Annotated in this window: 23 protein-coding genes and 1 pseudogene; 2 read left to right on the top strand and 22 right to left on the bottom strand. The window is 46.7% G+C overall.

Annotation, left to right across the window (positions count from 1 at the left end; all coding sequences use genetic code 11):
- Positions 1–16 precede the first annotated feature (16 nt).
- From O9H85_RS00450 to O9H85_RS00350, 21 genes and pseudogenes are all read right to left on the bottom strand, one after another.
- Positions 17–448 (bottom strand): annotated as a pseudogene (locus tag O9H85_RS00450) (amidohydrolase family protein); the annotation flags it as partial.
- 21 nt (positions 449–469) lie between these two features.
- Positions 470–868, bottom strand: coding sequence for an amidohydrolase family protein (locus O9H85_RS00445; protein WP_269879304.1), 399 nt, complete (start codon positions 866–868; stop codon positions 470–472).
- A gap of 212 nt (positions 869–1,080) precedes the next feature.
- A complete protein-coding gene (locus O9H85_RS00440) occupies positions 1,081–1,251 on the bottom strand; it encodes a hypothetical protein (RefSeq protein ID WP_269879303.1) in 171 nt (56 codons plus the stop codon).
- Complete coding sequence (locus tag O9H85_RS00435) at positions 1,248–1,544, bottom strand: hypothetical protein (RefSeq protein WP_269879301.1); 297 nt, start codon at positions 1,542–1,544, stop codon at positions 1,248–1,250. The genes O9H85_RS00440 and O9H85_RS00435 overlap by 4 nt, the downstream gene beginning before the upstream one ends.
- A 210-nt stretch (positions 1,545–1,754) precedes the next feature.
- On the bottom strand, positions 1,755–2,612 hold the full coding sequence (locus O9H85_RS00430; RefSeq protein WP_269879300.1) for a DUF3298 and DUF4163 domain-containing protein: 858 nt from the start codon (positions 2,610–2,612) through the stop codon (positions 1,755–1,757).
- Between the two features lies 1 nt (position 2,613).
- Positions 2,614–3,117 (bottom strand): RNA polymerase sigma factor, encoded by a 504-nt coding sequence (locus tag O9H85_RS00425; protein ID WP_269879299.1) that lies wholly within the window; start codon positions 3,115–3,117, stop codon positions 2,614–2,616.
- A 385-nt stretch (positions 3,118–3,502) separates the two neighbouring features.
- A complete protein-coding gene (gene rbsB, locus O9H85_RS00420) occupies positions 3,503–4,453 on the bottom strand; it encodes a ribose ABC transporter substrate-binding protein RbsB (RefSeq protein ID WP_269879298.1) in 951 nt (316 codons plus the stop codon).
- Between the two features lie 24 nt (positions 4,454–4,477).
- Positions 4,478–5,431 (bottom strand): ABC transporter permease, encoded by a 954-nt coding sequence (locus tag O9H85_RS00415; protein ID WP_269879297.1) that lies wholly within the window; start codon positions 5,429–5,431, stop codon positions 4,478–4,480.
- Entirely contained in the window at positions 5,421–6,908 is a 1,488-nt protein-coding gene (locus O9H85_RS00410; RefSeq protein WP_269879795.1) for a sugar ABC transporter ATP-binding protein, read from the bottom strand. Before O9H85_RS00410 ends, O9H85_RS00415 begins: the two co-directional genes overlap by 11 nt.
- A gap of 35 nt (positions 6,909–6,943) precedes the next feature.
- Positions 6,944–7,339 (bottom strand): D-ribose pyranase, encoded by a 396-nt coding sequence (gene rbsD / locus O9H85_RS00405; protein ID WP_269879296.1) that lies wholly within the window; start codon positions 7,337–7,339, stop codon positions 6,944–6,946.
- 5 nt (positions 7,340–7,344) lie between these two features.
- The gene (gene rbsK / locus O9H85_RS00400) at positions 7,345–8,265 is read right to left on the bottom strand and encodes a ribokinase (protein WP_269879294.1); all 921 of its coding nucleotides are present in this window, start codon (positions 8,263–8,265) and stop codon (positions 7,345–7,347) included.
- On the bottom strand, positions 8,265–9,266 hold the full coding sequence (locus O9H85_RS00395) for a LacI family DNA-binding transcriptional regulator (RefSeq protein WP_269879293.1): 1,002 nt from the start codon (positions 9,264–9,266) through the stop codon (positions 8,265–8,267). Before O9H85_RS00395 ends, rbsK begins: the two co-directional genes overlap by 1 nt.
- A 402-nt stretch (positions 9,267–9,668) precedes the next feature.
- Positions 9,669–11,357 carry a DUF4091 domain-containing protein gene (locus O9H85_RS00390; protein ID WP_269879292.1) on the bottom strand — a complete coding sequence of 563 codons (1,689 nt, stop codon included), beginning with the start codon at positions 11,355–11,357 and terminating at the stop codon, positions 9,669–9,671.
- Between the two features lie 257 nt (positions 11,358–11,614).
- Positions 11,615–12,766 carry a glycoside hydrolase family 88 protein gene (locus O9H85_RS00385; RefSeq protein ID WP_269879291.1) on the bottom strand — a complete coding sequence of 384 codons (1,152 nt, stop codon included), beginning with the start codon at positions 12,764–12,766 and terminating at the stop codon, positions 11,615–11,617.
- A gap of 93 nt (positions 12,767–12,859) precedes the next feature.
- Positions 12,860–15,136: a helix-turn-helix domain-containing protein gene (locus O9H85_RS00380; protein ID WP_269879290.1), complete on the bottom strand. Its 2,277-nt coding sequence runs from the start codon at positions 15,134–15,136 to the stop codon at positions 12,860–12,862.
- Positions 15,137–15,303: 167 nt separating this feature from the next.
- The gene (locus O9H85_RS00375; RefSeq protein ID WP_269879289.1) at positions 15,304–15,702 is read right to left on the bottom strand and encodes a CBM96 family carbohydrate-binding protein; all 399 of its coding nucleotides are present in this window, start codon (positions 15,700–15,702) and stop codon (positions 15,304–15,306) included.
- Positions 15,703–15,990: 288 nt separating this feature from the next.
- Positions 15,991–16,869: a carbohydrate ABC transporter permease gene (locus tag O9H85_RS00370; RefSeq protein ID WP_269879288.1), complete on the bottom strand. Its 879-nt coding sequence runs from the start codon at positions 16,867–16,869 to the stop codon at positions 15,991–15,993.
- A 12-nt stretch (positions 16,870–16,881) separates the two neighbouring features.
- Entirely contained in the window at positions 16,882–17,799 is a 918-nt protein-coding gene (locus O9H85_RS00365; RefSeq protein WP_269879287.1) for an ABC transporter permease, read from the bottom strand.
- A gap of 99 nt (positions 17,800–17,898) precedes the next feature.
- Positions 17,899–19,530, bottom strand: coding sequence for a type 2 periplasmic-binding domain-containing protein (locus tag O9H85_RS00360; RefSeq protein ID WP_269879286.1), 1,632 nt, complete (start codon positions 19,528–19,530; stop codon positions 17,899–17,901).
- A gap of 303 nt (positions 19,531–19,833) precedes the next feature.
- Positions 19,834–20,577: an SDR family NAD(P)-dependent oxidoreductase gene (locus tag O9H85_RS00355; RefSeq protein WP_269879285.1), complete on the bottom strand. Its 744-nt coding sequence runs from the start codon at positions 20,575–20,577 to the stop codon at positions 19,834–19,836.
- Positions 20,578–20,643: 66 nt separating this feature from the next.
- Positions 20,644–21,399 carry an SDR family NAD(P)-dependent oxidoreductase gene (locus O9H85_RS00350; RefSeq protein WP_269879284.1) on the bottom strand — a complete coding sequence of 252 codons (756 nt, stop codon included), beginning with the start codon at positions 21,397–21,399 and terminating at the stop codon, positions 20,644–20,646.
- A gap of 221 nt (positions 21,400–21,620) precedes the next feature.
- On the opposite strand from O9H85_RS00350, the gene O9H85_RS00345 reads away from it, so the two are divergent.
- Complete coding sequence (locus O9H85_RS00345; RefSeq protein ID WP_269879283.1) at positions 21,621–22,760, top strand: LuxR C-terminal-related transcriptional regulator; 1,140 nt, start codon at positions 21,621–21,623, stop codon at positions 22,758–22,760.
- Between the two features lie 292 nt (positions 22,761–23,052).
- Here the strand turns inward: O9H85_RS00345 and O9H85_RS00340 are convergent, their stop codons facing one another.
- A complete protein-coding gene (locus O9H85_RS00340) occupies positions 23,053–24,564 on the bottom strand; it encodes a sulfatase family protein (protein ID WP_269879282.1) in 1,512 nt (503 codons plus the stop codon).
- A gap of 151 nt (positions 24,565–24,715) precedes the next feature.
- On the opposite strand from O9H85_RS00340, the gene O9H85_RS00335 reads away from it, so the two are divergent.
- Positions 24,716–25,555 (top strand): AraC family transcriptional regulator, encoded by an 840-nt coding sequence (locus O9H85_RS00335; RefSeq protein ID WP_269879281.1) that lies wholly within the window; start codon positions 24,716–24,718, stop codon positions 25,553–25,555.
- The last annotated feature ends 5 nt before the right edge of the window (positions 25,556–25,560 follow it).

The following is a 25,560-nucleotide window of genomic DNA, read 5'->3' as shown; positions in this document are numbered from 1 at the left end:
CCTCTCAATAAACCTATTATTTAACCGGCAACCGATAAACGCCGGCTGCATTCCCGCCAAAAACAGCTTCGATATGGGATGGCTTCAAATCAGGCAGCGCTGCGCGGGCCGCGTCCAGCATTTCCCCGAAGCTGCCGGCTTGCAAACAAACCGGCCAGTCGCTTCCGAACATGAGCCTTTCCGGACCGAACACACGGGCTGCATGCCTGGCGTATGGGACCCAATCGGCCGGGTGCCAACGAACGCCGCCCGTTCCTGTCGCGAGTCCGGACAGTTTACAGAAAACGCGCTCGAACCCGGCAGCCGCTTCCATCCATTGCACCCAGTGCTCGATTTCTTTTCCTGGGATACCTGGTTTTCCAAGATGATCAATGACGATGGTCAGATCAGGTATACGCTCCAGCAGCTTCACTAATACGGGCAAACTGAGCGCACTAACGAGAATATCTACCGGAAAGCCGTCCTAGCCTCAGATTACGGAGCAACTGCGGATACCTGCTCCAATCACCGTCCGGCACAGCGGGAAATGCGGGCGAACGCCGACAAAACGTGAATGGGAACGGAACCAGGTGAAATGCTTTTCAAAGTCTTCGTCGTTTATATCGAGCCATCCGACCACCCCGAGCAAAGTCTCCTCTTGCTCGCAAAGGCCAAGCAGAAATTCCGTTTCTTCCATCGTCGGCGCCGCTTGTACAACGACAGTCCCGGCTACCCCGCACCGCTGCAGCTCGGGCGACAACCGTTCGGGCATATAGTCCTGGTACAGCAAGGGCCCGGACTTCGGCGTCAACCAGCCGTAGTCGCCGCGGCTGATTTTCCAATAGTGCTGATGCGCATCAATGATCATCGGCTTGCATATGCCTTTCATTGACTTCAGCGCTCTCGGAGCATTCCGTATTGCGCCCGCGGATCAACGAGAGGTTATCGTAATCCGGCCAAGGCATATCGTACGTCGGCTGATTGACATAGCGTTCCATCGCCATTCGAAGCGATATGACTGTTCCCGCAGGCAGTGAAATATGCAGCCATTTACCGCCGATCTCTGCCGATCCGGTTACATCTCCATGCTGATTGATGATTTCAGCCCGCCCGGTGCGTACTCCAATCTTCCTCGGACACCTGGAAACGCGGACCGCGGCTGCCCGTCAGCGGCGACCGGATAAGCTTTCGTTCTTTATCGTAATTCGGAGCTTCTGGATCGTCGCCCGTATACATGTTCGCAAACCTTACCGCGCGCTGACGATCCTTCAAAGTCGCGGGGCCGGCCAACCCCAAGAAATACAAGTACAAATATCCTTCTCCATAATGCATCCAGTCGTAATAGGCATCAAACTCCCGATATCCGAGCCGTCCATTCCCGGCCAGTTATTGCGCCAAATGAGCGTTCCGTCGGAGCGCGTATACCGTTCAACAAATTCTTCCGCCGCTTGGTTCAGTGTGTCAAACAGGAGCTGCTCAAGAAGCGCCCACTGAGGCGGTGTACATCGTTCCGTAGCGCGAATGGTCGCCATTGCAGTCGAATCGTTGCCGTTGCGTGAACTCATTGTCTTGTTCCCCTTTCATAACTTCAACAAATGCTCCCTCTTATCATTTCATACCCGGAATAGAACTTAAACTGTAAAGAACGCGCACCGGTGTAATGGACTACTGTAATTTGGGCAAAAAACGCGACCTTGAACGAATCGTTCAAGGCCGCTTTTCGCATTCGAACAGGTGGAAACTTTTTCATTCCGCTCACAGGTGCTGTTCGATTTTTATTTTATATATTCTCTGCTAACTAATGCATCGGCAATCATATTGGTCGGTATGGTAAACTCCAAGACGCCCATCGACCCTGGAGCGACTTCGTATTTATTAAAGGAGATGACAAGCTTGCCTTCATTGTTAATATAAAAGCTTTGATCTTTAGCAATGGCATTGAAGCTCATTTTACCATCTACCCAATAAACCTTGCTAGGGTCCGCCTTCATCTGCTGTCTCATCTGATCTTTAATATTTTCGCTGATCAGATTGATATAGCTGTCATCCTTAAATAAACTCGGCAACGTAATCAACAGTTGATTTTTCTTGTCTACCGTATCGTATTTAAACGATGTCGAGGAGGAACCGACCGTGTTTACCACATATCTGCCCACGGCAAGAATCTGATCATTGTCGGTTTTAACGACATAACCACTGTCTACGCCTAAGTGTCCTCCGCCATTTTTCTTTAATTTTTCCATATCGGCAGTGAAAGATTTATATAACTCTTTGCTTTCCTCCAAGTATTTATTGTTCAGCGTCGCTTCCAACGTTTTATTTTCCATGTTTGTAATGGCAGGCACTTTGATATCGGCTTTAGCCGCTCCGTCATCGACTTTAAATTCTTTAATCGTTAACACCTTGACGAGCGAGCCAACCAGCGGCACTTCTGACAATGCATTGGCAAAGGCGGGGCTCATATTGATCCCTGATACCAAAATGATAGCCGCCACTCCGACTCCAGCAAAATACTTCATGTATGCGGGGCTTTTCCTTTTTTGTTTGAGAGCTTTCTTTACGACGAAATCCAATTCACTCGGGATCGGCACACTCTTATATTGTCTTTTCAATTGTTCCAGCTGTTCGTTCATCTTATTTTACCTCCTCCAGAAATTCATTGCTCATTTTAAGTCGAAGCTTGCGGAGCGCTTGATACAACCGTGTTTTTACGGTACTGATGTTTTCATGCAGCACTTCCGCAATTTCTTCAATTTTTAAATCTTCAAAATATCGAAGTACAACCACAGTCCGAAAGGTATGGGGCAATTCGTCCATCGCCTTCTCCAGATCCATGTCATGATAGGCGTCTTCACTTGCAGGGCTGTGCAATTCCAGCGTTTTATCGTCTACAAGCTGAATCCTCTTGTTTTTTCTCAGGAAATCGAGCGATGTATTCACCACGATCCTGTAAAACCAGCTCTTCATCGCACCTTCGGATTTTAAGGTTTCTACGGATGACAAAGCCTTGTGGATCGAATCCTGAACAATATCCAGCGCATCTTCCGCATTCTTGACATAGCTGTAAGCTAATCGATACACATTCTCCTTATTTTCCGTAATAAAATGAATAAGTAACTTTTCCATCTTGTTATTCATTACAATCTCCCCTTGATACGCGCGTATCATTCGCTTGCCTTACATATGAAAGACGCATGAGCTTTATAAAAAGTTTGCTCAATCGTTCTGCGGAAATGATGGAAGCGCACGGAAACGTACAGGTCGGATTCGGACAATAGTCCTTCTCCTCTGGTATTGAATAAAAAAATAAAAGCCTGATTCCTCAAGCTTTTTTAATCAAAGTTATGTTGGAACATTTGTGTCGTTGGACAACCCTCCACCAGAAACCTGACAGCTACGGTTTATCCTTCCTATTCCATTCGCTGTGATCTATCGGGAATTAGATAATGTTCTTGTCATGCCGAAAAAAATCATCCCGCCCCCTGACCGGGAACGGGATGCGGCTAAAGCCAAACTGACAGATTTACTTCTTCGTGATAAGCTCCAGATCGACAGGGATCGAAGCTTCTACCTTCTCGCCTTTGGCTACCTTATCGGCCGTTTTAACGGCCGTTTCGCCGATCGCTGCCGGCTTTTGGGCTACCGTCGCCGCCATTTTGCCATCGTTCACGGCTTTCACGGCATCATCCGTAGCATCGAAGCCGACGACAGCAATGTTCTTGCCGGACGCTTGGATCGCTTGGAGAGCGCCCAGCGCCATCTCGTCGTTATGGGCAAAAACGGCTTGAATGTCTTTGTTGCCTTGTAGGATATTTTCCATAACGGAGAGGCCCTTCGCTCGGTCAAAGTCCGCAGGCTGGGATGCCGATACTTTTACCCCGTCTTTGCCGTCTACGGCACTATGGAAACCTTTCCCTCGGTCGCGTGCAGCTGAAGTTCCGGCAATGCCCTGCAGCTCCACGATGTTGCCTTTGCCACCGATCGTTTTGAGAATGTAATCGCCCGCCATTTGCCCGCCTTTCACGTTATCGGAGGCGATGTGGGAAACCACTTGCCCGCCGTTGGCAGCGCGGTCGATGGTAATGACCGGAATGTTGGCTTTATTGGCTTCTTGAACGGCCGTAACGATTGCATCACTGTCCGTTGGGTTAATCATAATGACGTTAACTTTCTTTTGGATCAGATCCTCGATGCCGCTGATTTGCTTGGAGGTATCATTCTGGGCATCGACAACCACGAGATTGTCGCCCGATTCTTTTGCCGCTTTCATGGCTCCATCACGCAGTGTGACGAAGAAAGGATTATTTAAGGTGGACAGCGAAAGACCGATCGTCACTTTGCCTCCGGCTGCGCCCGCATCCTTACCCGGAGCCGGCTGTGCGCCTCCCCCTTCCAACTTCGATTGGGTCGAGCAACCTGCCATAATAAGTGAACCTGCCATGAGTACTGACATTACGATGTGCATTTTTTTCATTGTGATCTTCTCCTTAAATGTAGTTTATTTGGAGGATTTCGAACGATCCATGAGAACGGCTACCAGAATTACAGCGCCCTTGACTACCAATTGGTAGAAGGATGAGACATTCAGCAAGTTCAATCCGTTATCCAATACCCCGATAATCATCGCCCCTATTAATGTGCCGACGAGCCAGCCTCTGCCGCCGGACAAGCTCGTTCCACCCAAGACGACCGCTGCAATCGCATCCAATTCGTACGATGTCCCGGCTGTCGGCTGCGCCGAGTTCAAGCGCGAGGTGAGGATAATGCCGCTGAACGCCGCCAGCAGCCCGCTGATGGAATAGACCAGCACTTTGATTCCCGACGTGTTGATGCCTGAAAGCCAAGTCGCTTCCTCGTTGCTGCCCAGCGCGAATACGCGCCGGCCGAAGGTCGTATATTTCAATACAATATATAGAATGATAAAAATTAGGATCATCCATACGATCGGCATCGGAATATCGAAGAAGTACCCTTTACCGATAAAGGCAAAGCTTTCGTTTAACCCCGTCATCGGCTTGCCCTGGGTATAAACCAGCGTGAATCCGCGGAATACGGTCATCGTAGCCAAGGTGGCAATAAACGGCGCAACCTTTCCTTTGGTTACCAGCAGTCCGTTCACCGCGCCAAATATTGCTCCGCAGAACAGCCCGATGAGCACGGCAAGCCAAGTGTTCGTTCCCGATGCCAGCATCCCCGCCGTGAATGCGCTGGATAGCGCCAATATCGCACCTACCGACAGGTCGATTCCGCCTGTCAAAATGACGAACGTCATTCCGAAAGCAATCAGCGCGTTGATGGACACCTGGCGAAGAACGTTAAAAATATTCGTTATGGTCAAAAAATCGCTGCTGATGATGGATAATATAATGATGATCAAAATAAAACCGAATAACGGTCCCAAGCTTTGAGATTTCCTTAGACGTTTGCCTGACTTGATGTTATCAGCCGACATGTTTTTTCGCTCCTCCCGTCGCGCAATGCATGATGTCCTCCTGAGTGGCGTCTTCCCTCATGAATTCGCCGGTAATCCGGCCCTCGTGCATGACGAGTATGCGGTCGCTCATTCCAAGAACCTCAGGAAGCTCGGATGAGATCATTATGATCGCCACGCCGTTCGAAACCAATTGATTCATTAAATCGTAAATCTCCTTCTTGGCCCCGATATCCACGCCTCTCGTCGGTTCATCCAGGATGAACACCTCGGGGCGGGTGGCGAGCCATTTACCGATAACAACCTTCTGCTGGTTCCCGCCGCTGAGCGCTCCGACCGTATATTCGCCGTTCGGCGTTTTGATTGTTAGTTGACGAATCAGTCGGTCGGCTAATGCGTTCTCCTTCTTACGGCTCATGAACCCGTTCGTCGAGACGTCGGCCAGATTCGGCAAGGAGATATTGTCCCTGACGGAAAGCGGAAGGAGCAGACCCTCATCCTTGCGGTCCTCCGTTACCAAGGCGATCCCAGCGGCAATGGCATCCATCGGCTTCCGAATCGTAACCGGCTTATCGTTGATCCGAATCTCGCCTTGTTGAACGGGGAGTACGCCGAAGATCGCTTTGGCCAGCTCCGTTCGACCGGCGCCCATCAAACCTGCGATGCCCAGAATCTCGCCGCTACGCACGGAGAAAGAGATATCATGCAGCTTGCCTTTCACGGTCAGGCCATTCACACGAAGCTTTTCTTCTCCGGCGGAAATGTCCACCTTAGGAAAACGGTCTTTGATTTCCCGTCCTACCATCATTTTTACCAGCTTGTCCATATTCGTTTCGCCGATACGGTCCGTTCCTACCGTATGACCGTCGCGCATTACTGTAACCCGGTCGCAGATCCGGAAGATTTCCTCCATGCGGTGGGAAATATACACCATCCCGACCCCTTGCTTCTTCAACGCCTCAATCACCTGGAAGAGCGCTTCAATTTCCCGGTCGGTCAGCGCCGCCGTCGGTTCATCCAGCACAAGAACCTCAGCATGCATGGAAAGCGCTTTAGCAATCTCGATCATTTGCTGCTGACCTACGGACAGCTCGCCGGCAATGATACCCGGATCAATCGTTAAACCGAGCTGAGACAAATAGCGCCCCGCTTCCTGCTTCATCTTTGGCCAATTAATCAGCTTCGTCTTGCCGTATGTGAACTCCCGGCCGAGAAAAATGTTCTCCATCACCGTCAGATCCGGAATTAAGTTTAGTTCCTGATGAATCATGACGATGCCCAGGCTCTGAGCCTTGGAGGGCGACGTAATGTCAGTGACCGTTCCTTTTATCGACACTTGACCGCCATCCTTCGGATAAATGCCTCCAAGAATTTTCATCAGGGTCGATTTGCCGGCTCCGTTCTCTCCCATCAACGCGTGCACTTCTCCGGCGTTCAGATTAAACTGAACCTTTTCGAGCACCTTCACGCCGGGAAAGCTTTTGCTGATATCGTTCATTTCCAACAGATAAGTCAATGAAACTCCCTCCTTGATCAGAAGATCACTCCGGCCTTAAGAATGATATTCGCGTAAGGCGTGCATTCGCCGGTACGGATGACGGCTTTCGCTTGATGGGTGATTCGCTTGAACTCCTCATGAGTTACGGCTCGGATCGGTATGCCTTCCATGACCGGGGCCAATTGTTGTCTAAGCTGCGCATTCGCCTTAGTCATTTCCTCAGCGACGACGGCCGATTCCACCTGCATCTCCTCCAGCACGGTGGCAAGCGTCTCAAGAAAAGAAGGGACGCCTTTCTTCAGGGCGATATCGATCCGCTCGACATGGGGTGGAATTGGCAGCCCGCTATCGCAAATCACGATCGAATCCGTATGGCCCAGCTCGCTGACGATTTTAGATATGCGGCTGTTCATGATGCCTGTTTTTTTCATCTCTGCTACCTCATTCGTGTTGTAAATTGTTCGACTTCCTCTAAAGTAGGCATGCCCGGCTGCGCTCCGAATTTGGTTACGGCCAGAGCCGATACCTTCGCTGCAAAAGAAACCGACTCCTCCAAGCTCTTACGTTGAGCGAGGGAATAAGCAAGAGCCGCATTGAAGGAATCGCCGGCTCCGGTCGTATCGACGACAGGAACTTTGTAGCCTGGTACTTTTACGAGAGGCCCGCTTGCTTCAATGAATGCAGAGCCTTCGGAGCCAAGCGTCGTAATGACGTGCCGTGCTCCCATCCCGATCAGCTTCCGCATCGAAGCTTCCAGATCGTCGTTCTCGGAGAACCCTGTCAGCAAGCTTAATTCCGTCCGGTTCGGCGTAATATAATCGACGTCCCGCAGCAGGGACTCGGGAAGCGGTTGCGCAGGCGCAGGATTCAGCACAACGGTTTTCCCGAACGATTTGGCCAGCTTGGCTGCATGCGAAACCGTCTCCAAAGGAATTTCCAATTGCAATAAAACGATGTCCGCTTGTTCAATGGCAAGCTTGATTCGATCGATATCCTCGGGATTAAGAAGATGATTGGCCCCGGACAGGACGATGATGCTATTATCACCCTGGGATACAAAGATATTGGCGATCCCCGTCGTCGCATCCGGGAAGGCACGCACGCCTTCGCACACGATGCCTTCGTTCGTTAAAGCTTGCAGCAGCTCCCGTCCGAAGCTGTCATCGCCTACGGCTCCGATCATCCGGGTGGATGCCCCGAGCCGGGCCGAAGCTACCGCTTGATTCGCTCCCTTGCCGCCGGGAAGAAACCGGATCGCCTTGCCTAGCAAGGTTTCACCCTGTACCGGGAATCGGTCCGATTCGACGACAATATCCATATTTAAGCTCCCGATGACTGTAATGTTGGGCGCATTCATTATGACTCTCTCCTTTGGGTCGACTTTCTGGGGATCAGGGACACATCCAGCTCATAGGTCTGGTCCGCCTCCATGATGCCTTCAATTTTTTTGATTAAAATGCGTGAAACGAGCGCCCCCATCTCATAGATCGGCTGGGCTACCGTCGTGATTTCCGGTTCCGTAATCTCGGTCATGTTAATGCCGTCGAAGCCGCATACCGCCACCTGCTCCGGAACGCGGATGCCCCTGCGGATCAACGCCTTAAGCGCGCCTACGGCCATTAAATCGTTGCCCGCGAATATGGCGTCGATGTCCGGATGCCGATCCATCAGCACTTGTGCAGCGTGCATTCCTCCGGCGATCGAAAAATCGCCCTCCATCGTTAAGGTTGGGGAATACCAATCGAAGCCTGTAACGGATTCCTCATAACCGATGAGACGTTCTTTGGCCGTAATGAGCTCATGCGGACCGTAAATATGAGCGATTTTACGGCAGCCCATCCCCAGGAGATGCTTTATTGCGAGCTTCGCTCCGTTCTTGTTCTGAGAACGGACCACGCTGCACGATTGCTTGCCGGGAGCCCGGTCCAAGCAAACCAGTGGAATTCCATTCTTATCCAAATGCGCCACTTCGGTATGACTAAGCGTATTTGAGGCAAAAATAATGCCATCGATATGTTTCTTTTTTAATATCTCGATATAAGATTGTTCCTTCATCCCCTGGTTGTCCGAGTTGCACAGGATGACGGCATAACCGTACATAGAGGCTACGTCTTCGACAGCCCTTGCCAATTCGGGAAAGAACGGGTTTGAAATGTCTGGTAAGATCAGTGCAATAGTATTAGTTTTCTTGCCTGCCAGGCCTCGGGCCACCGCGTTCGGCGAATAATTCAGCGTTTCGATGGCCTTTTTAATTTTAAGCTCCGTTTCCACGTTCACATATCCGCTTTTGTTTAGATAACGGGAGATCGTAGCGACGGAAACCCCTGCAAGCTTTGCGACATCACGAATTGTTGACATCGTTCACCATCCTTTTCCATGTGTAAACGATACCACACGTTGGTGCTTAATTCATTTTCATTAATAGAAACATAAGTAATATAAGCAATTTACAGTCGGTATATCGATATATGATAATGTGGTACCGGTTACACACATAATATATCACCTTCTTCAATGTAAGGCAACAGTAATTTTGAGATACTATACGATTACATCACCTGTTGATTCATTAGAAAATCCAACTGAAATAGCCCTAGGTTCCATGAAGGAGCTTAGGGCCTTCTTGCTATACTCGCTTTTTACGATTCCTTCATCTTCAAAACATTCAGTTCCTTCTTGCCAAAAATCGTCTCAGTAGCAGGGGTAGTCCTCTGTGCCGCCCGCAACTATTTGACGCTTCTTCAAAATCTTTCAAAATCTCTATGTACTTACGGACTGACGACGTATCGCTTCAACGATCTTCCGGTTCATCTTTTCCTTGCATGCCAGCAGCCAGTCTGTATCCGTCGGAAAGTTTCTGAAAGTTAGTTCTTGCTCCAAGTTTTCTTCAAGCATCTTAAGCGTTTCCTCACGGCCTATCAACTCCTCCAAAAGCTGCAAAGCACGCATATCCTGCAGCGCCTCGTAAAATACGGCAAGCCGAATAGACTCTACAGGTTGGCCGTTTGCACCCGGATAAACCGCGAAAGCATCGCCAGAAGGAAACGCCACATCCGCATCGGTCGTTCGGTAAGGGTCAATTACCCTTAATGAATATTGCGAATACCAGAAATTATACCCCCAATGTAGAAAACCGGCGATCTGGTACTTAAACATTTGCATGCCTATAATACGGTTACGCGAGGAAGGAAAGCAGAAGAACCGGTTTGCAACGGATTTATACTGAGCACAACAATAATACGTCCAAAGGTTACGGACACCATTCTCCAGGAAGGGCTCTATATGATCAATGGGAGTAATTGGATTTTTTATGATGCCTTTTTCGTAAAATTCATAATTCGAAAGCGCATCAATAATCGGAAAGCCTGATAAATGACGCGCCAGCCTTTCACTCGCACGGGAATATCCTGACACATGGTCCAAATAAGGTTCATCCGAAACATGAAAATAGCTTCTTTTTTCAAGATCATGCTCCTTAATAAAACAGACAAGCGAGGGTAAAAATTGATCAAGAAACTCCCCGTATTCGTCCCCTGCAGCGTCGGTTTCCCAGCCAAAAATTTGTGTTAAACGACCGTTTTCCTCTGCCATAATTTTTGGCGCATGCTTCGCTCCCCACTGCGTAAACAGATGTGAGAATTCGAAATACCACACTCCACATTTATCGCACAATTCCACCCACCTTTTGAGCCGTTCGAATCCGAAGGTATAATTGCGCCCTTTTTTATATACATCCACCAGTTGTACAGTCGTTCGTTCGCCACCGACCTTCATATCAAGTGGCGGTGTAAACAACGGGGTAAGCAGCATATTCATACCCCGGCAAACCGCGGAACGAATGAACGCTTCAATAATGCTCCAATGAGCTTCGCTAAATACCTCTACTTGATAGTATGTGGCTAGACAATCCGTATGGAACCACTCGGTATGAACCAGCGTCTGCTTCGGAAGATACGCAGGAATGAGCTCAAGTTCGAACTTCTCCTCTGCTAACGTATCACCCGATTCGCTGGCAAAGATCACCCGAATCGGGTATAAGCCAGCAAAGATAGGTTCAACCGGTTCCACGGTTATCCAAACCGAACGCCACTGATGAGGTAAAACCGCGACCCCCTCCGTAGCATCAATTGGAAATAACGGGTCAGGGTAAAGACCAGGAGTACCGCGAAGAATTCGGTCGTCATGATCGCCATAGATGGGCAACTCGGATGGGACAAGACCGACAAGGCGTACGGATACCATTTCACCCAGGCCGGATTCAGCATGCACTTGCACATGTTTCATGGCATGACTCGCTTCTTTCGTTGCCCGAAAGGCAACTTGAAAGGAATACGTTTCATTCAGCAGCGCGGAACCTCGATCAAATGGAGGTTCGTTCAAATCCTGATCTGGAAAAACCTTCGCTAGTGAACTAAGACAACGGGTTTCCATCTTGTTAAAAATCGGCATTTTGACCCTCCTTACATTCGGTAATAGCTTTCTTTTTCTGCTTTTTTAATTGATCTCATTATAACCGTTGAAGGCAGAGCTTGGATTTATCCAAACGGCTGATTTTTTTGCACTACAAGCTGACTGTCACGCTTCAATGATGATGTTACTGAGATCAGAAAGTGGATTTTTAGATGGAATGTTCCACATATTTCTTAAACGAAAAAAGTTTAATAAAAAGAGCAGGTCCGCGGCGCCTGCTCTTTACTGTTTATATGTCAAAAATTCCGTATTCCTTTGATGCCGTCTTTTCGCTCATACCAATATCCGGGTACAGATCGTTCCAGACGCATTAACGCCTCCAGATAGTAGTAATCGCCCCAAATCATATAGTCATCCAATCCACTGTTTCCTCTAACATGATACGAGCCATGCTTCAGCAAGCCTTCGGCTTCCTCTCCGATTGTAGCGTAATGCATCACTAACGATTGCATCGTACGCTCCAAGCTGTCTGAAATCCAAGCGCGATCCGGGTCTCCTTCAGGCAGCAGCTCCAATAGCTCAAGCATGCCGCAAGCGGTAATGGCCGATGCCGAGCTATCCCGGCTTGTATGCTCCTCTATCGGAACGTCAAAATCCCAGTATGCGACGTGATCTTCCGGCAAATGATCGACGAAATAACGCAGCAGCCGCTTGGACGTTCCAAGAAACGCCGGATCCTGCGTATAGCGGTACGAAAGGGCAAATCCATAAATGCCCCATGCCTGACCACGCGTCCATGTGGAGCCGTCCCGATAGCCTTGATGCGTACCTCCGCCCAGCGGATTGCCATTCTCTTTCTGAAAATAAAACGTATGATAAGAGGAGTCGTCTCCGCGAACTAAGAAACGTCTGGACAGCTCTGCTTGTTTATACGCTACTTCTCCATAGCTGGGGTCACCTGACATTTGAGAGGCCCAGTACAGCAGCGGCAAATTCATCAAGCAGTCGATGATGATTCGGCCGCCGTTCTGCTCGTCGTTCTCCGGCCCCCAGGCTTGCAAATATCCCCCTTGCGATCTCCATCTGCCCATCAAATGATCGGCGGCTTGCATAGCAAGCTCGCGGGCATCGTTATCCCGCTCCACAATCCACCCGGCAAGAGCAGACAATCCGTAAAGAAAACCGATATCGTGATGCTCCAAACATATGCGCTGCTGCAGCCTGCGTTTGAAATCTCCAATTTGCAGCTGTGCCTGCTCTTTGAAGTAAGGATCACCGTTATACTCATAACTCAGCCAAACAAGGCCTGTGTAAAAGCCTTCGATCCAATCTTCATTGGCTGACCATTCATAGCGCTTCTCATTAGTGATATGCGGAAACGTCAGCCCGTGCTGTTCCAGATTACGGCGAATCTTTCCCACCGCATCTTCAATTGCCCTACGCCACATGTAAATAGTCTCCCCTCTTTGTTTTTTCGCCGTATTATCACATTAAACCTAGCGCAAGTATATCTACGATTTTTGCACGATCGTCAATTTTTCTTACTCGCCTTTTCTGAACTGTCCAGGCGTAATGCCCTCATACCTTTTGAACACCCGGATGAAGGAGTTGCTGTTCGTGAAACCGACCTTCTCCGTAATCTCCGCGATCGTATTATCGGTTTCCAGCATAAGCTTCTTGGCCAATTGGACACGCTGTTTATTGACGTAATCGATGAAAGTTTCTCCGAGCTGCTCTTTGATGAACCGCGACAAGTACGGCGCATTCACTTCGAACTTCAATGATAACATGGTTAAACTTAAATCCATATCGGCCAAATTCTCATCAATGTAGCTTAATACTTGATCTTTCAGATTGGTATTGTGGCTCTTTTTCTTTGAATCGACGTAGTCGCAAACCGTTTTCAAAAACTTATAAATTTCCTCTTCAATTTCCGCGAACGATTCACACTGGGTTAACTGTTTGATCAGAGCATGCTTCTCTATCATGAGCTCGTGTTGTTCTGGCTGGAAATGTTCCGTAGCCTTCAGAATCGTTCCGATTAGCTCAAACATCAGGAGCTTGCCTAGCTGCAGTGATAATGTGCCATCCGATACATTCGTTACGATCAGTTCGCTGACCGCCTCCATAGCCTCCTCGTAGTGCCCGGTTTTGATATGATTAATAAGCTGGCGCTCCGTGTCCAGCGGATAATAGAGCTCATTCTTCGGCCGCTTAATCCGCTCGAATGGAATGATTTGACTAGGGCCAATGACAAATTTGTACTCCAACGCCTCAAGCGCTTCCTCGAATCCAAAAGGAATGCCTGTCAATGACGGGTGAATATCACTTATGCCGATCGTCAGCTGAATATAAAATTTATTTTGAATGATCGTCTGAGCCTCTTGAGCAATCTCGATCAAATCTTGCTTCGTCTGAACTTCATCTTCGCCTTGTATATTGACCAGGAAGGCAATCATGCCATCCACTTCGGTGGAGAATACATTATGCTTTCTGCCAATCAGCTCTTCAGTAATATTCGTCACTATATAATGGACGAACTGTAAATTGGACTCAGCGTCTTGCTGGCGGCTATCACGGAACAACGGCTCATAATCCCCGATATGAAACAACAAGACGGCAAATCGGTTCGTCTCGAATTGTAATTCAAAAGATTCCAAAGCTTGCGAGAGCGCAGAACCGCTCTCCACTCTGCCTTTCAGCAATCTCGCAAGAAAATGGCTGCGAAGTACATTTTGTTGCTTTTGGATTGTTCGATTCATCGTATCCTGGGAAGCCGCATTCTCCGACATAAAGGACTGGAGCAGTGAAAATTCGTTCTTTATTCCTTCCAAATTGGATTTTACCTTCGGAGAAACCATATCCACCATACGGCGGATCGGCATATAATGTCTCCGTGTCAGGTAAATGGATAGCGCTCCGCCGATAATAATGCACATTAATAAGCTGGCAACCATCCAACTTCTTAACTGGCTTACCTTGGCGGAATAAACCTTGGTGGGAACGATGGATACATACTTCCACCCATTTTCAAGCGAGGACACGTAAGAAACCGTCACTTCGTTGTTGTTCCATCGCTGGCTAAATGTACCTTCCGCTGGACCGATCTGCCTGAATTCAATATCGGAAATATGCTCCGTTTCGCCTGCAATCATGATCGGATTGTTATTGGAATCCAGGATCAGCACACTTCCTATTTTGGCGAGCTGCATGTTCGAGATCGTTGCTTTCAGGCGATCGGTATTGAGCATAACGACAAGCGTTGCCTTCGATTCATTGATATCCTGAATGGGAAGCGATTGCATAAAGACCAAGTCATCGCGGGATAATTGGACGAAGTTCCCGAAGTATGCTTTCTCCATACTATCGCTCCACTGTTTCATTGTAATGCCTTTATTCTCATGGAATAATTTGAAAAGGAGGTCGTCTTGATTCATCGTTGAAGTCGTGACGCCAAAATGCTGATTTTTCATATATATATAAATATCGTTAATTACCCCATTCGAAGCGGCATAAGAATGCAATGAAGAGATAAGATCCAATGTATCCATCCTAGCCTGCGGATTTTTAAAATCCTCCTGATTAACGTATTTGATCACCTTCGGGTCCAAAGAAAGCTGCAGACCCATCGTTTTAATGTCCTTAAACTGGTTGTCCAGCGATTGCTTCAACAGATTAAGCTGCGCTTTATTGGAATTAATGACCTCTGAGCTCAGTAAATGCTGCGATTGAAAGAGTACCAGCATGGTGATAACGATTGGAATACATAGAATGGTTAGGTTGGAGTAAAGCAAAAATAAATATACGCTCCGCTTCAAAAATGAAGACTCCCTTCTCATGCTGTTCATCATATTATCCCATTATACTCCGACGAATGTACATCGTCGATTTTTGCGCCATAAACATTTTTTGTGAATGAATGCCGTCCTGATTTCAATACAAATCCCTTCAGGCGGCAAGTACTGAAGGGATTTGTATTTTATTTTTAATTAATTACGATAACAGGCCGATACGAAGCAGTCCCGTTTTCCTTAGAGGCATAACTGACATCTCCGGTCGATCCTTGATTTGCAGGTGAGGAGATACGAATGGAAAGCTTCTTATCTCCCGTCAATGCTGCCTGTACTTGAGAAGTCACATCAATTTGTACGGACGTTCCTACCGCCGGCGCTGTCCAGGTAGTGAGCAGGGTGCCGGCTGCAGGTTGGTTGTTCCATGTCAGGGTTGTTCCCCCCCAAGTGTTGTCGCTTACAAGATTAGCCTGGTTGGTGATCCCCGCCATACCTTCACTCGTCGGAACCAACATGACCTTAGCACTCGTAACCGTACCGGTAATTGAGGACAAATCATATTTGATGTACGAAATACGAACCGACAGCATCATTTTTCACAACCAATGTGGCCGCCGTTCCAAAGTTTGTATTCGCATAGAAAGAAACTTGTGAACTGCCTGAAGTCGGGCCGTTTAATACCGGCGCGGCCGGAACGACTGCCGCCCCCAGATTAAATTTGGCAGTAAACGTTTTGCCGAGCGCTCCATTCGGGAATGTAATCGTTTCCATTTTTGTATATAGCTGATGTTCACTAATTGAAACAAGTCCGCAGCCCTTGTTATCAACATCAAACAGGGAGAGCGGACATGAAAAGAATGAAGTCACTCGCGTACTTTGATTTATTCCTTGATAGCTCCGACCATAACGCCTTTGACGAAGTACTTTTGCAAAAAAGGATAAGCAATCAGAATCGGAAGCGTAGCTACCATAATCGTTGCGTATTTAATGCTTTCCCCAATCGCTTGCGTATCGTTTGCATTCCCTGTACCCGTTGTCATCGAGTCCGTGCTGTTCTGCACAAGAATTTCCCGAAGAATAAGCTGCAGCGGAAATTTCCCGCGATCATGAATAAATAACATCGCGTTGAACCAGGAATTCCAGTGAGCTACCCCATAATAAAGTACCATTACTGCAATTACAGGCATGGACAGTGGAACCACGATCTGAAATAAAATGCGGTATTCCCCTGCGCCGTCGATTTTGGCCGATTCCAGCAGGCCCTCGGGGATAGCTTCAAACGAGGTTCGCATAATAATCAAGTTCCACGTGTTGATCGCAACCGGAACGATGAGCGCAAGATAACTATTTCCCATATGCAAGTAATTATTAATCAACAGGTACGTGGGAATTAACCCGCCGCTGAAATACATGGTGAACACAATGCCGATCATCAAGAACTTCCTGAGCACAAATTTTCGGGAAAGCGCGTAGGCTCCAATCGTCGTAAAAAACAGATTGACCGCTGTACCCAGAACCAAGATGAGCAGAGTGTTCCCATATCCCGTCAAAATGTTCGGGTTGTCAATCACTTTTTTAAAAGCGCTGAGATTAAATCCAAGCGGCTTAAGCAACAAGCCCGAATGCTGTATAAGCAAATTGGAATCGCTTATGGAAGCCATGAATACATAATAAAGCGGATACAAAGTACATACGATAAGCAATATCATCAGAATCGCATTACCAATATCGAATAGTCGCTCAGCTGCGCTTATTTTCATCGTTAGTTCCTCCTACCACAACCGGTTCCCGGAGAATCGGCGGGATAAGCTGTTGGCGCTAATAAGTAAAATAAAGTTGATCATCGATTGAAACAATCCGACAGCCGTCGTATAGCTATAATCGTTGCCTTGCGCTAGACCTTCACGGTATACAAAGGATGAAATGACATCCGCCGTTTCATACGTATTCGGGTTATACAACAGGACGATCTTCTCGAATCCGACTTCCATTAATCCGCCGATTCGAAGAATGAGAAGGATCATAATCGTCGGAATGAGCGATGGAAGCGTTATGCTCCAAATTTGCCGGAACCTGCCTGCTCCGTCAACACGGGCAGCTTCATACAGCTCCGGATTGACCCCGCTTAACGCAGCCAAATAAATGATGGACGACCAACCCAGCTCTTGCCAAATGGACGTACTGACGAATATCGTACGGAAGTTACCGGCATTATTCATAAGTGCGGAATCCTGTCCGCCAAAGAACACAATGATGGAGTTCACGACACCGCCGCGGTTCGTAAAGTCGATGATTAGCCCTGCAATGACGATGACGGAAATAAAGTGAGGCAGATAGGAAACTGTCTGTACGAGCGATTTGAATACTTTCTGGCGAATCTCATTGAGCAGGATCGCGAGAATAATCGGAGCCGGAAAGCCGAAAATCAGGTTATAAAAGCTGATCAGAAACGTATTGCGCAGCACCCGGAAGAAATAATAGCTTTGAAAGAAATCCTTGAAATGCTGAAAGCCTACCCAATCGCTCCCCCAAATCCCTTTCGCGGGGGTAAAATCCTTAAAGGCGATAACGGCGCCGTACATCGGAAAATATTTAAATATGAAGAAATATAGCACGACCGGCAGTACCATCAGGTAGATCGCGCGATTTTTTCTTATGTCTTCCATTAGAACCCGAATAGACTTTGCCATGGTCTCACTTCCTAATAGCCCTCCGCAAATGGCTTTACGGGAAGCCCTAAAATTTTTTGTTGAGAGGGGAGGCTCGCTCCCCTCAAGGTTTTCAACCGATTAACGTTTGTTGTAACGGTCCGTCGCCGCCTGATAAATCTCTACAGCGCGATCGATGTTCATTTTTTTCAATTGCTGTACCGTTTTGTCATAATCGTCAACACTTACGGCACCCATGATTACTTTCGTAATTTGCTCGGTCAACAGGGTGCTGACATCGTTCAGAATCTTACCCGATTCTTTCGCTTCTTCAGGAGTTAACACTACCTGCGGCAGCATGACGGAGTATGCATTTTTGGTATATTTCGAATAGACCTTCGCGGCGTCTTTTTGCGGCTGCAATTGATAATATTGATCGTTGTAACGGTCGTCGTCCAATCCGGTGAAACCGTAGTTGGCGATAAAATATTTAGCCATCGCCTGAGCGATCGGCAGGTTATCCGGATTTTTCAAAATCAAGTCGGTATACTGCGGTTGGCCGTTTACTTTCGTATATGTTTGACCTTCGATTCCGAAGTTTTTGAGCATCGCGCCTTCTTCGCTATACAGATAGTCCAGCGCTTTCACGGTTTCGGCAGCATGTTTGTTCGCGCTTGTAATAACTGTGCCGACGGAGTTGACATCCCAGGATGCTTTCACGAACTTCGGCTCTTCACCCTTCTTCAATACCGGATATTGAACGGCGGCGAGCATTGCTTTCGGATCTGTCTTCGTCAGAGCCGGCATATAGGTGCCAATATTCGAGCCGATGAAGCCGTAGAACGCACCTGCTTTGCCAGATGTTATTTTCGCATCCATCGTTTTTCTGTCATTGGACGCGAAATCCGGGTCGATCAGGCCTTCTTTATACCACTTTTGCATCGTAGCCAAGTATTGCTTGAACTCCGGTTGGGCAGGTCCGAATTTTACTTTTCCGTTATCGATATAGAAGCTGTCTGAGTTGACTACCGATGATATTCCTGGCACACCGAATGCACCTGCAAAATCGGCAAATGAAATCGGATTCGATTTTTCAAAAGTAAAAGGAATTGCGCCTTTCTTCTCTTTAAAAGCTTTGAGTACAGTTTCCCACTCGTCTACCGTTTCCGGCGATTTCAGTCCGAGCTCATCGAGCCAATCCTGACGAATGACCAAACCGCTGAATGTTTTGTACTGCCCATATTGACCTGTTCTAATACTAGGCATGGCGTAAATATCGCCGTTATCCGCCTTGATTTGTTTGGCGATTTGAGGGTCGGCATCCATCAATTTTTTCAAATTCGGCGCATACTTATCGATTAAATCATTCAGTTTAATAATCGTGCCGTCTTTGAACATTTTGGAGGTTCCGCCCTGCACGGTTTTCCAATCCCACAGCATTGCATCCGGCAAATTGCCAGAAGCGATCATAACGCCATATTGCTGAAGGTCATCTTGAGGCGTGTTCCCCGAAGAATGCTGAAAGTCAAAAGTTACATTCGTTTTTTTTGCCCATTCTTGCACCATCGGAAGTTCGTTCAAGCTTTTGACTACCGCTTTGGCGTTAGGATTCATCGGCGTCCATAGGGATACTTTCACAGCTTCTTTAGAATTTGCTGCCGCCCCGTCTTTTGCGGCATCTTTTGTAGTTCCGGGGTTACCGCAAGCCGTTACCATCGATAGTGCGAGAACAGATGTCATAACGGATAACGCTTTCATTCGTTTTCTTTTCATAGAAACACTCCCCTTTGCTGTAAATAAGGCTCTTCCACCTTGAATGGATGTCCCTGTGACCTGAGCATACATCATTTCGGACGATGTCGTATATCGGCGATTTTTCGTTCGTATTAAATTCTTAGGAATAAGCAATCGATCATTTTTGCGCCATCTTCAATTTATGAGAATACCTTGCCTTAGCCGTAAAAGCGGAGATGAATCGATAAAAAAGGAGCGGAAGAGCCCCTGATCATTTCAAGGCTCTTCCGCTATATTCGCTCGATAACTATTCTACCCATTGCTATCGTATTTTAACTTAAATTATTGTGCGGTATAGCCCCCATCAACAAGAAGGGTTGTACCATTAATAAAACTAGCATCATCACTTGCTAAAAATAAGACAGCCTTCGCAATTTCTTCCGGTTTTCCAAGTCTGCCTTGTGGATGAAGAGAAGCTAAATATTCTTTCTTTTGAGGATCAACATTTGCAAGCAATGGAGTGTCAATATAACCAGGGCAGACCGCATTAATGCGAATGCCGTCTTTTGCATAAGCCGTACATAAGTTTTGAGTTAATAACTTCACGCCGCCTTTTGCAGAGGAATAGGCTGTTGGATTTGGCAAGGCAACAAAACTATGAATAGAACCGGCGTTAACAATGACACCGCTTGTGCCTTGTTTAAGAAACTGTTCAATCGAATATTTGTCAGAAAGGAATATTCCTGACAAGTTAATATCAATGGTTCGTTTCCATTTTTCATAGGATAACTCATGTGCCGGTGCATCATCAGCGACTCCGGCATTTGCGTACATAATATCTAGCTTACCGTATTTGCTCACGGTTTCATTGATCATCTGTTTAATATCTTCTTCTTTTGTTACATCTGTTTTAACAAATAACGTATCATATCCATTCGCATTCAACTCTTCCGATATTTCTTTACCGCGTTCTGAAAAGTCAGCAATGACCACTTTTGCCCCTTCCTCAGTAAAAAGGCGAACAGTCGCTTCACCAATTCCACTTGCTCCTCCTGTTACGATGGCAACTTTGTCTTTTAATTTCATAAAAATCTCTCCATTCCATCAATGAATTCAAGTCAATATCCCATGTTTAGCATGGCTCAAATCTCTTTATCTTGCTGTTGCTCCACCATCAATTACAAATTCTGCACCTGTCGAGTAAGCTGATTCATCAGAGGCAAGAAATAGCACTGTATTTGCAACATCTTTTACAGATCCTAGATGTCCTAAAGGAAATAAATTTTTACCTAATTGTTCTTTTGAATTTCCAGTTACTTGAGAAGCGTAGTCTGCCATTCCAGTATCGATGTATCCGGGATGGATAGAGTTCACTCTAACCCCCACAGAAGCATATTCCATCGCCGCATCTTTTGTCATAATACGTACTGCTCCTTTACTAGCACCATAAAGAACATGTCCTGGTGACCCAATCAAACCTGCAATGGAGGAAGCGTTAATCACTGAACCTTTATTTTGCTTCGCCATCAATGGCATGATATGCTTCATTCCTAGGAATACGCCAGTCACATTAATAGACATTAGACGATTCCATTCTTCCAGTTCAATTTCTGCAACAGGTTTTATAATATAAATTCCGGCATTGTTGAACAGAACATCCACTTTGCCAAATGTCTTTATGGTTTCTTCTGAAACCTTTTTCCAGTCGTCTTCTTTGTTAACATCATGATGGACGAAAAGTGCTTCTCCACCGTTTGTTTGAATGTCTTTTACCGCTTGGCTTCCAGATTCTTGATTTATGTCAGTGATAACCACTTTTGCTCCTTCTTTTGCAAATAATAAGGCTGTTTCTTTACCGATTCCTGTACCTCCACCGGTTATGATAGCTACTTTATTTTCGAGTCTCATTACAAGTTCGCATCCTTTCAATATTTATTAAAATCATGTACATCAGTGTAAACAAAGAACCTTTTTATAATTCGCAAAGGAATTCAAAAAGATTCACTAACTTGTTATTCTTTCATCTTACTACTTATATTCCGAAATTCTATCCTATAAGATGCTGTATAATAATAGAGTGAGTATCCTCCATTTATAGGGTTAATTTATTTGAAGGAGAGGAATTTCTTATGACTCAGCCATTTCATCCATATGAAGAAATTACGTTTCAAGAATTCGTATTGTTCACCAAAACTCATAGCAAACAACTTGAAGCAAATTTAAATATCTACCTCAACCTAGAACCTTCCATTTCCGAGGCAGACCGAAAATTTACTGATATGTTGCTGCATTCATTTTTTCGACTATTAACTCATTCGAACATTGAAAGTATCGATGAAGATTATGCTAGTTACTTAGACACCTGGCTTCAATCTCAGTTATCAATATTAAATAGGAATAGTTTTAACCTATTTCAATTGATTTTCGAAAAATCTTTGATTGCACTAATGATCCAAATAAGACATAACCGAATGATTACTATACTAATGTTTGTATTATCTATGTTTACTTACCTTGTCCATAGTTATAACAATTGGGTAAATGAAGATATTACAGGTACTACTAAGAAAAATCTCCATGAAAATAGGAAACTTAAAAGACTTCAATTGTTAGACAAATTAAACAAACTCCTGATTCGCTCTTCAGGAGTTCAAGATTTAGCCTATATATTCAAAAAATGTGAAGAGTATTTTCATTATAAACGTTGTGTTTTTTATGCATATGTCCCTTGGTCGAATCAATTCTATGGCGTTATTGGTGCAGAGCTTCCAAAGGTACAGAGCATGAAAGGACAGTTTACTGAGCAGAATTCAGTTTTTAGTTCCAAAAAACCGATTTATTTAAAAAATCCAAAAAATTATGTAAAAGAGGAACATATAAAATTATTTAATCTATCTTCCGTTATCTTTATACCGATCACGCATCAAAATCAATTGTTTGGATGGATTACTTTTGATCAGTTAGGGGAAGAATTTGATTGCTCAAAAGATGAGTTAGATTTACTTGAACAAGTGGGGAAACGTCTTGGCTTATTTTTTTCAAGAAAAGTGGAAGAAGTAGCCAAGACTTCAGAACTTCACTTAACAGAAAGAGAATCCATGATTCTTGGTTTGCTGGCGGACGGGTACGACAATAAAAAAATAGGCGGATTATTGTTCTTAAGCGAGCATACGGTGAGAGATTATGTGAGTATTCTAATGACTAAACTAAAAGCGAAAAATCGGACGCAAGTCGTCGCCTCTGCTTTTCGATTAGGTTTATTAAATTAATTTCACCTTTTCTAAATCAGTAAAACTATGGTTAAAGAAAGCTAACAGAGTTTTCTATGATGTCAGTATTACCTTTTTTTTCGTTTTCAAAGGTTCCATGTTTTATTTTAAGCTGCGGCTGATCAAAAACACATTGGGCATCAACCTGTACGAGCTGGCTGTCGTTTCCCGGTTTTGTTAGTGATTTTTACCTTTGTAAACAGAATGGTGTTCTGCCGCGGCAGAACACCATTCTGTTTAAAATTCAATTGTTCAGTTCATCAGAATCTTTTTCCAACACATTGTTCAAATGCTATGCATGCCAAATGCGCGGCATAGGAAGCGGCTCCTTCCCAAGCTCAGCCCACACATATTTCAGCAACAGCTTGGACTTGAGCTCAGCGGATGCCGGGTCGTCCCACAGGTTGTTGATTTCGCCTGGATCCTCCTGCAAATCAAATATTTCTCCATACTCCTGATTGTAATAGACGGTTATTTTGTACCGTTCATTGACGTAGGTTTTCTGATGAATCGTCGTCGGCTCATGATGAAACTCGCAGATCGCGTGGTCCCGCGCTTGTTCTTGTTGTCCGAGCCATACGGCGCTCTGATCTACACCGGTCATGGCGTGGGGAACCGGGATCCCGGTCAGCGAAAGGAAGGTCGGTGCCAAATCGACCAAAGACTGGATGGCCGGGGATACATGACCCGCCGGGACATGGCCCGGATAGCGGACTATGAACGGCAGCTTAATCAGATCCTCATAATGGAAGCCGCCTTTATGCTGCAGGCCGTGCTGTCCGAAGAAATGTCCGTGGTCCGTCGTAAACACGACAATCGTGTTCTCGGCAAGACCCAGCTCGTCAAGCTTGTCAAGGATGCGACCGATGTACTTATCCATACAGCTGATCATGCCATAATAGGTAGAGACGATCTTTTTTCGTTCCTCTGCAGGCAGTTTCGTATGGGAGTGGTAGCCATGAATGCCACGTTCGCTTTCCTTCAAATGGGAAAAGTCCGGTGTGTCTTCCTGCGTCAGGCGGAAATGCGGCGGATTACGGTCATGCTCGCCCGGCGTGACAGAAGGGATCGTGAGCTTCTCAGGATCGTACATCGTATCCCACGGCTCCGGCACCAAGTAATCCGGATGCGGATCGAAGAAACTGGACCACAGGAAGAAGCTCTCGCCGCTTTTACTGTATTCTTCAAGCAACGCATTGGACCGTTCTGCGATCCATGTATTGTAATGGAATTGCTCCGGTATCGGCCATTTATGCAGGACCGAACGGTCCATGGTGCCGGTCGGCGGAAGGAAATAATCGCGCCAATTCGCGCACCCTTTCTCCTCCATCCAATTTGCGTAGTGCTGGCCGACATGGGCTTCGTTCGTATGATTCCGGGCTAGCTCCACATGGTCAAAGCCATAGAACGGACCGTGGAAGTCGCGCCAAAAGTCCAAGTCCTGCAGAACCGGATAAGCTTCGAGGGAAGGGAATTCTTCCGTACCTTTAAGCGGCTGAAAATGCGCCTTCCCGATGAGCGCCGTCCGGTAACCGGCATCCTGAAAGTCTTCGCCGACGGTATGCCGGTTCTCCAGCAGCTTCGTTCCGAGCGTCCATGCCCCGTGCTGGCTGGGGTATTGGCCTGTAATGATCGATGCGCGAGTCGGGGTGCAGGTCGGATTGGGACAGTACGCTCGGGTGAACGTCGTGCCTTCGCGGACAAGCCGGTCCAGGTTCGGTGTGGAAATTTCCGGTTGGAATGCTCCAATCGTATTCCAGTGCTGCTGATCGCTTGTAATTAGCAAAATGTTCGGTTTGCTCAAGTGTCCAACACTCCTTTTAGTATATGAATGATAATAAAACTATACATGAGACGATAGCATGCTTGGAATGTCCGGATGTTGTAAACTTGTCATTATGTCTTCAATATACTAAGCTTTATTAAAGTAAGCATAGCAAGGAGGAGGGAGAGGAATGCAGGAATTTGCTCATGAATATGCGGACATGTATTATGCGCTGCCTTCGCCGCTGCAATCGGCTGGAGGCTGCTGGATTGTGCGCGCAGGTCGGAATCGGGCGAAACCGAACTATTTGGTTGGACCGAAAATCATTGAAGTACACTCCTTGCATTTCGTGCTGGACGGCAAAGTTAGCTTAAGCTGTGCCGGGAACACGGTAGAGCTGGAGAAAGGGGACTTGTTTTGCCTTTATCCGGGGCGGCCTTACGTTTATGAAACGAAATCGGGTACGAAGCCTCCGCTGCAAATGGTATGGCTAGCACTCGATGGGGAACAAGTGCCGTTGCTCATCGCAGCGCTTGGGATGACCGCACGGCAGCCCTATCTCACCCAAGCTGTGGATTATGAGGTGAGAGCTGTAATCAAGCAAATACTGCAGCAGTTCATCAACGAAAAACCGGAGCCATTGCATTTGCAAAGTCTGTTGTATACGTTGTTCTGGAAGCTGAAGCGGGAAAACGCCGCCGTACATTCAGATGTCAAGAAACACTGGGTCACCCAAGTGAAGGATTACATCGATCTGCATTACACGGAAAATATTCATATCGAGCATGCAGCTAAGCTTGTAGGCGTTCATCGGTCCCATCTCACCTCAACCTTTACACAGCAGTACGCTCTGTCTCCCATGCAGTACTTACAGAAGCAGCGGATGGAGCGGGGAGCGCAGCTGCTGAAGGAAACCGGGCTAAGCGTTACCGAAATCGCCTTATCACTTGGATATCCTGAGCTGTATTCGTTCACCCGCGCGTTTAAACGGTATTTCGGCATATCGCCCAAGGCTTATCGCACACAATAAGAACC

Source organism: Paenibacillus gyeongsangnamensis, assembly GCF_027533625.1.
GTDB lineage: Bacteria > Bacillota > Bacilli > Paenibacillales > NBRC-103111 > Paenibacillus_G > Paenibacillus_G gyeongsangnamensis.
Note: the sequence above shows the minus strand (reverse complement) of the source record. Positions and strands in the feature narration are given on the sequence as shown.

Coding starts and splice junctions, on each gene's coding strand:
- O9H85_RS00390 (WP_269879292.1), bottom strand. CDS start 11,357: ATGCCGATTTTTAACAAGATGGAAACCCGTTGTCTTAGTTCACTAGCG.
- O9H85_RS00415 (WP_269879297.1), bottom strand. CDS start 5,431: ATGTCGGCTGATAACATCAAGTCAGGCAAACGTCTAAGGAAATCTCAA.
- O9H85_RS00370 (WP_269879288.1), bottom strand. CDS start 16,869: ATGAAAATAAGCGCAGCTGAGCGACTATTCGATATTGGTAATGCGATT.
- rbsB (WP_269879298.1), bottom strand. CDS start 4,453: ATGAAAAAAATGCACATCGTAATGTCAGTACTCATGGCAGGTTCACTT.
- O9H85_RS00395 (WP_269879293.1), bottom strand. CDS start 9,266: ATGTCAACAATTCGTGATGTCGCAAAGCTTGCAGGGGTTTCCGTCGCT.
- O9H85_RS00425 (WP_269879299.1), bottom strand. CDS start 3,117: ATGAATAACAAGATGGAAAAGTTACTTATTCATTTTATTACGGAAAAT.
- rbsK (WP_269879294.1), bottom strand. CDS start 8,265: ATGAATGCGCCCAACATTACAGTCATCGGGAGCTTAAATATGGATATT.
- O9H85_RS00355 (WP_269879285.1), bottom strand. CDS start 20,577: ATGAAATTAAAAGACAAAGTTGCCATCGTAACAGGAGGAGCAAGTGGA.
- O9H85_RS00360 (WP_269879286.1), bottom strand. CDS start 19,530: ATGAAAAGAAAACGAATGAAAGCGTTATCCGTTATGACATCTGTTCTC.
- O9H85_RS00345 (WP_269879283.1), top strand. CDS start 21,621: ATGACTCAGCCATTTCATCCATATGAAGAAATTACGTTTCAAGAATTC.
- O9H85_RS00430 (WP_269879300.1), bottom strand. CDS start 2,612: ATGAACGAACAGCTGGAACAATTGAAAAGACAATATAAGAGTGTGCCG.
- O9H85_RS00350 (WP_269879284.1), bottom strand. CDS start 21,399: ATGAGACTCGAAAATAAAGTAGCTATCATAACCGGTGGAGGTACAGGA.
- O9H85_RS00385 (WP_269879291.1), bottom strand. CDS start 12,766: ATGTGGCGTAGGGCAATTGAAGATGCGGTGGGAAAGATTCGCCGTAAT.
- O9H85_RS00375 (WP_269879289.1), bottom strand. CDS start 15,702: ATGATGCTGTCGGTTCGTATTTCGTACATCAAATATGATTTGTCCTCA.
- O9H85_RS00365 (WP_269879287.1), bottom strand. CDS start 17,799: ATGGCAAAGTCTATTCGGGTTCTAATGGAAGACATAAGAAAAAATCGC.
- O9H85_RS00445 (WP_269879304.1), bottom strand. CDS start 868: ATGAAAGGCATATGCAAGCCGATGATCATTGATGCGCATCAGCACTAT.
- rbsD (WP_269879296.1), bottom strand. CDS start 7,339: ATGAAAAAAACAGGCATCATGAACAGCCGCATATCTAAAATCGTCAGC.
- O9H85_RS00335 (WP_269879281.1), top strand. CDS start 24,716: ATGCAGGAATTTGCTCATGAATATGCGGACATGTATTATGCGCTGCCT.
- O9H85_RS00410 (WP_269879795.1), bottom strand. CDS start 6,908: ATGAACGATATCAGCAAAAGCTTTCCCGGCGTGAAGGTGCTCGAAAAG.
- O9H85_RS00435 (WP_269879301.1), bottom strand. CDS start 1,544: ATGAGTTCACGCAACGGCAACGATTCGACTGCAATGGCGACCATTCGC.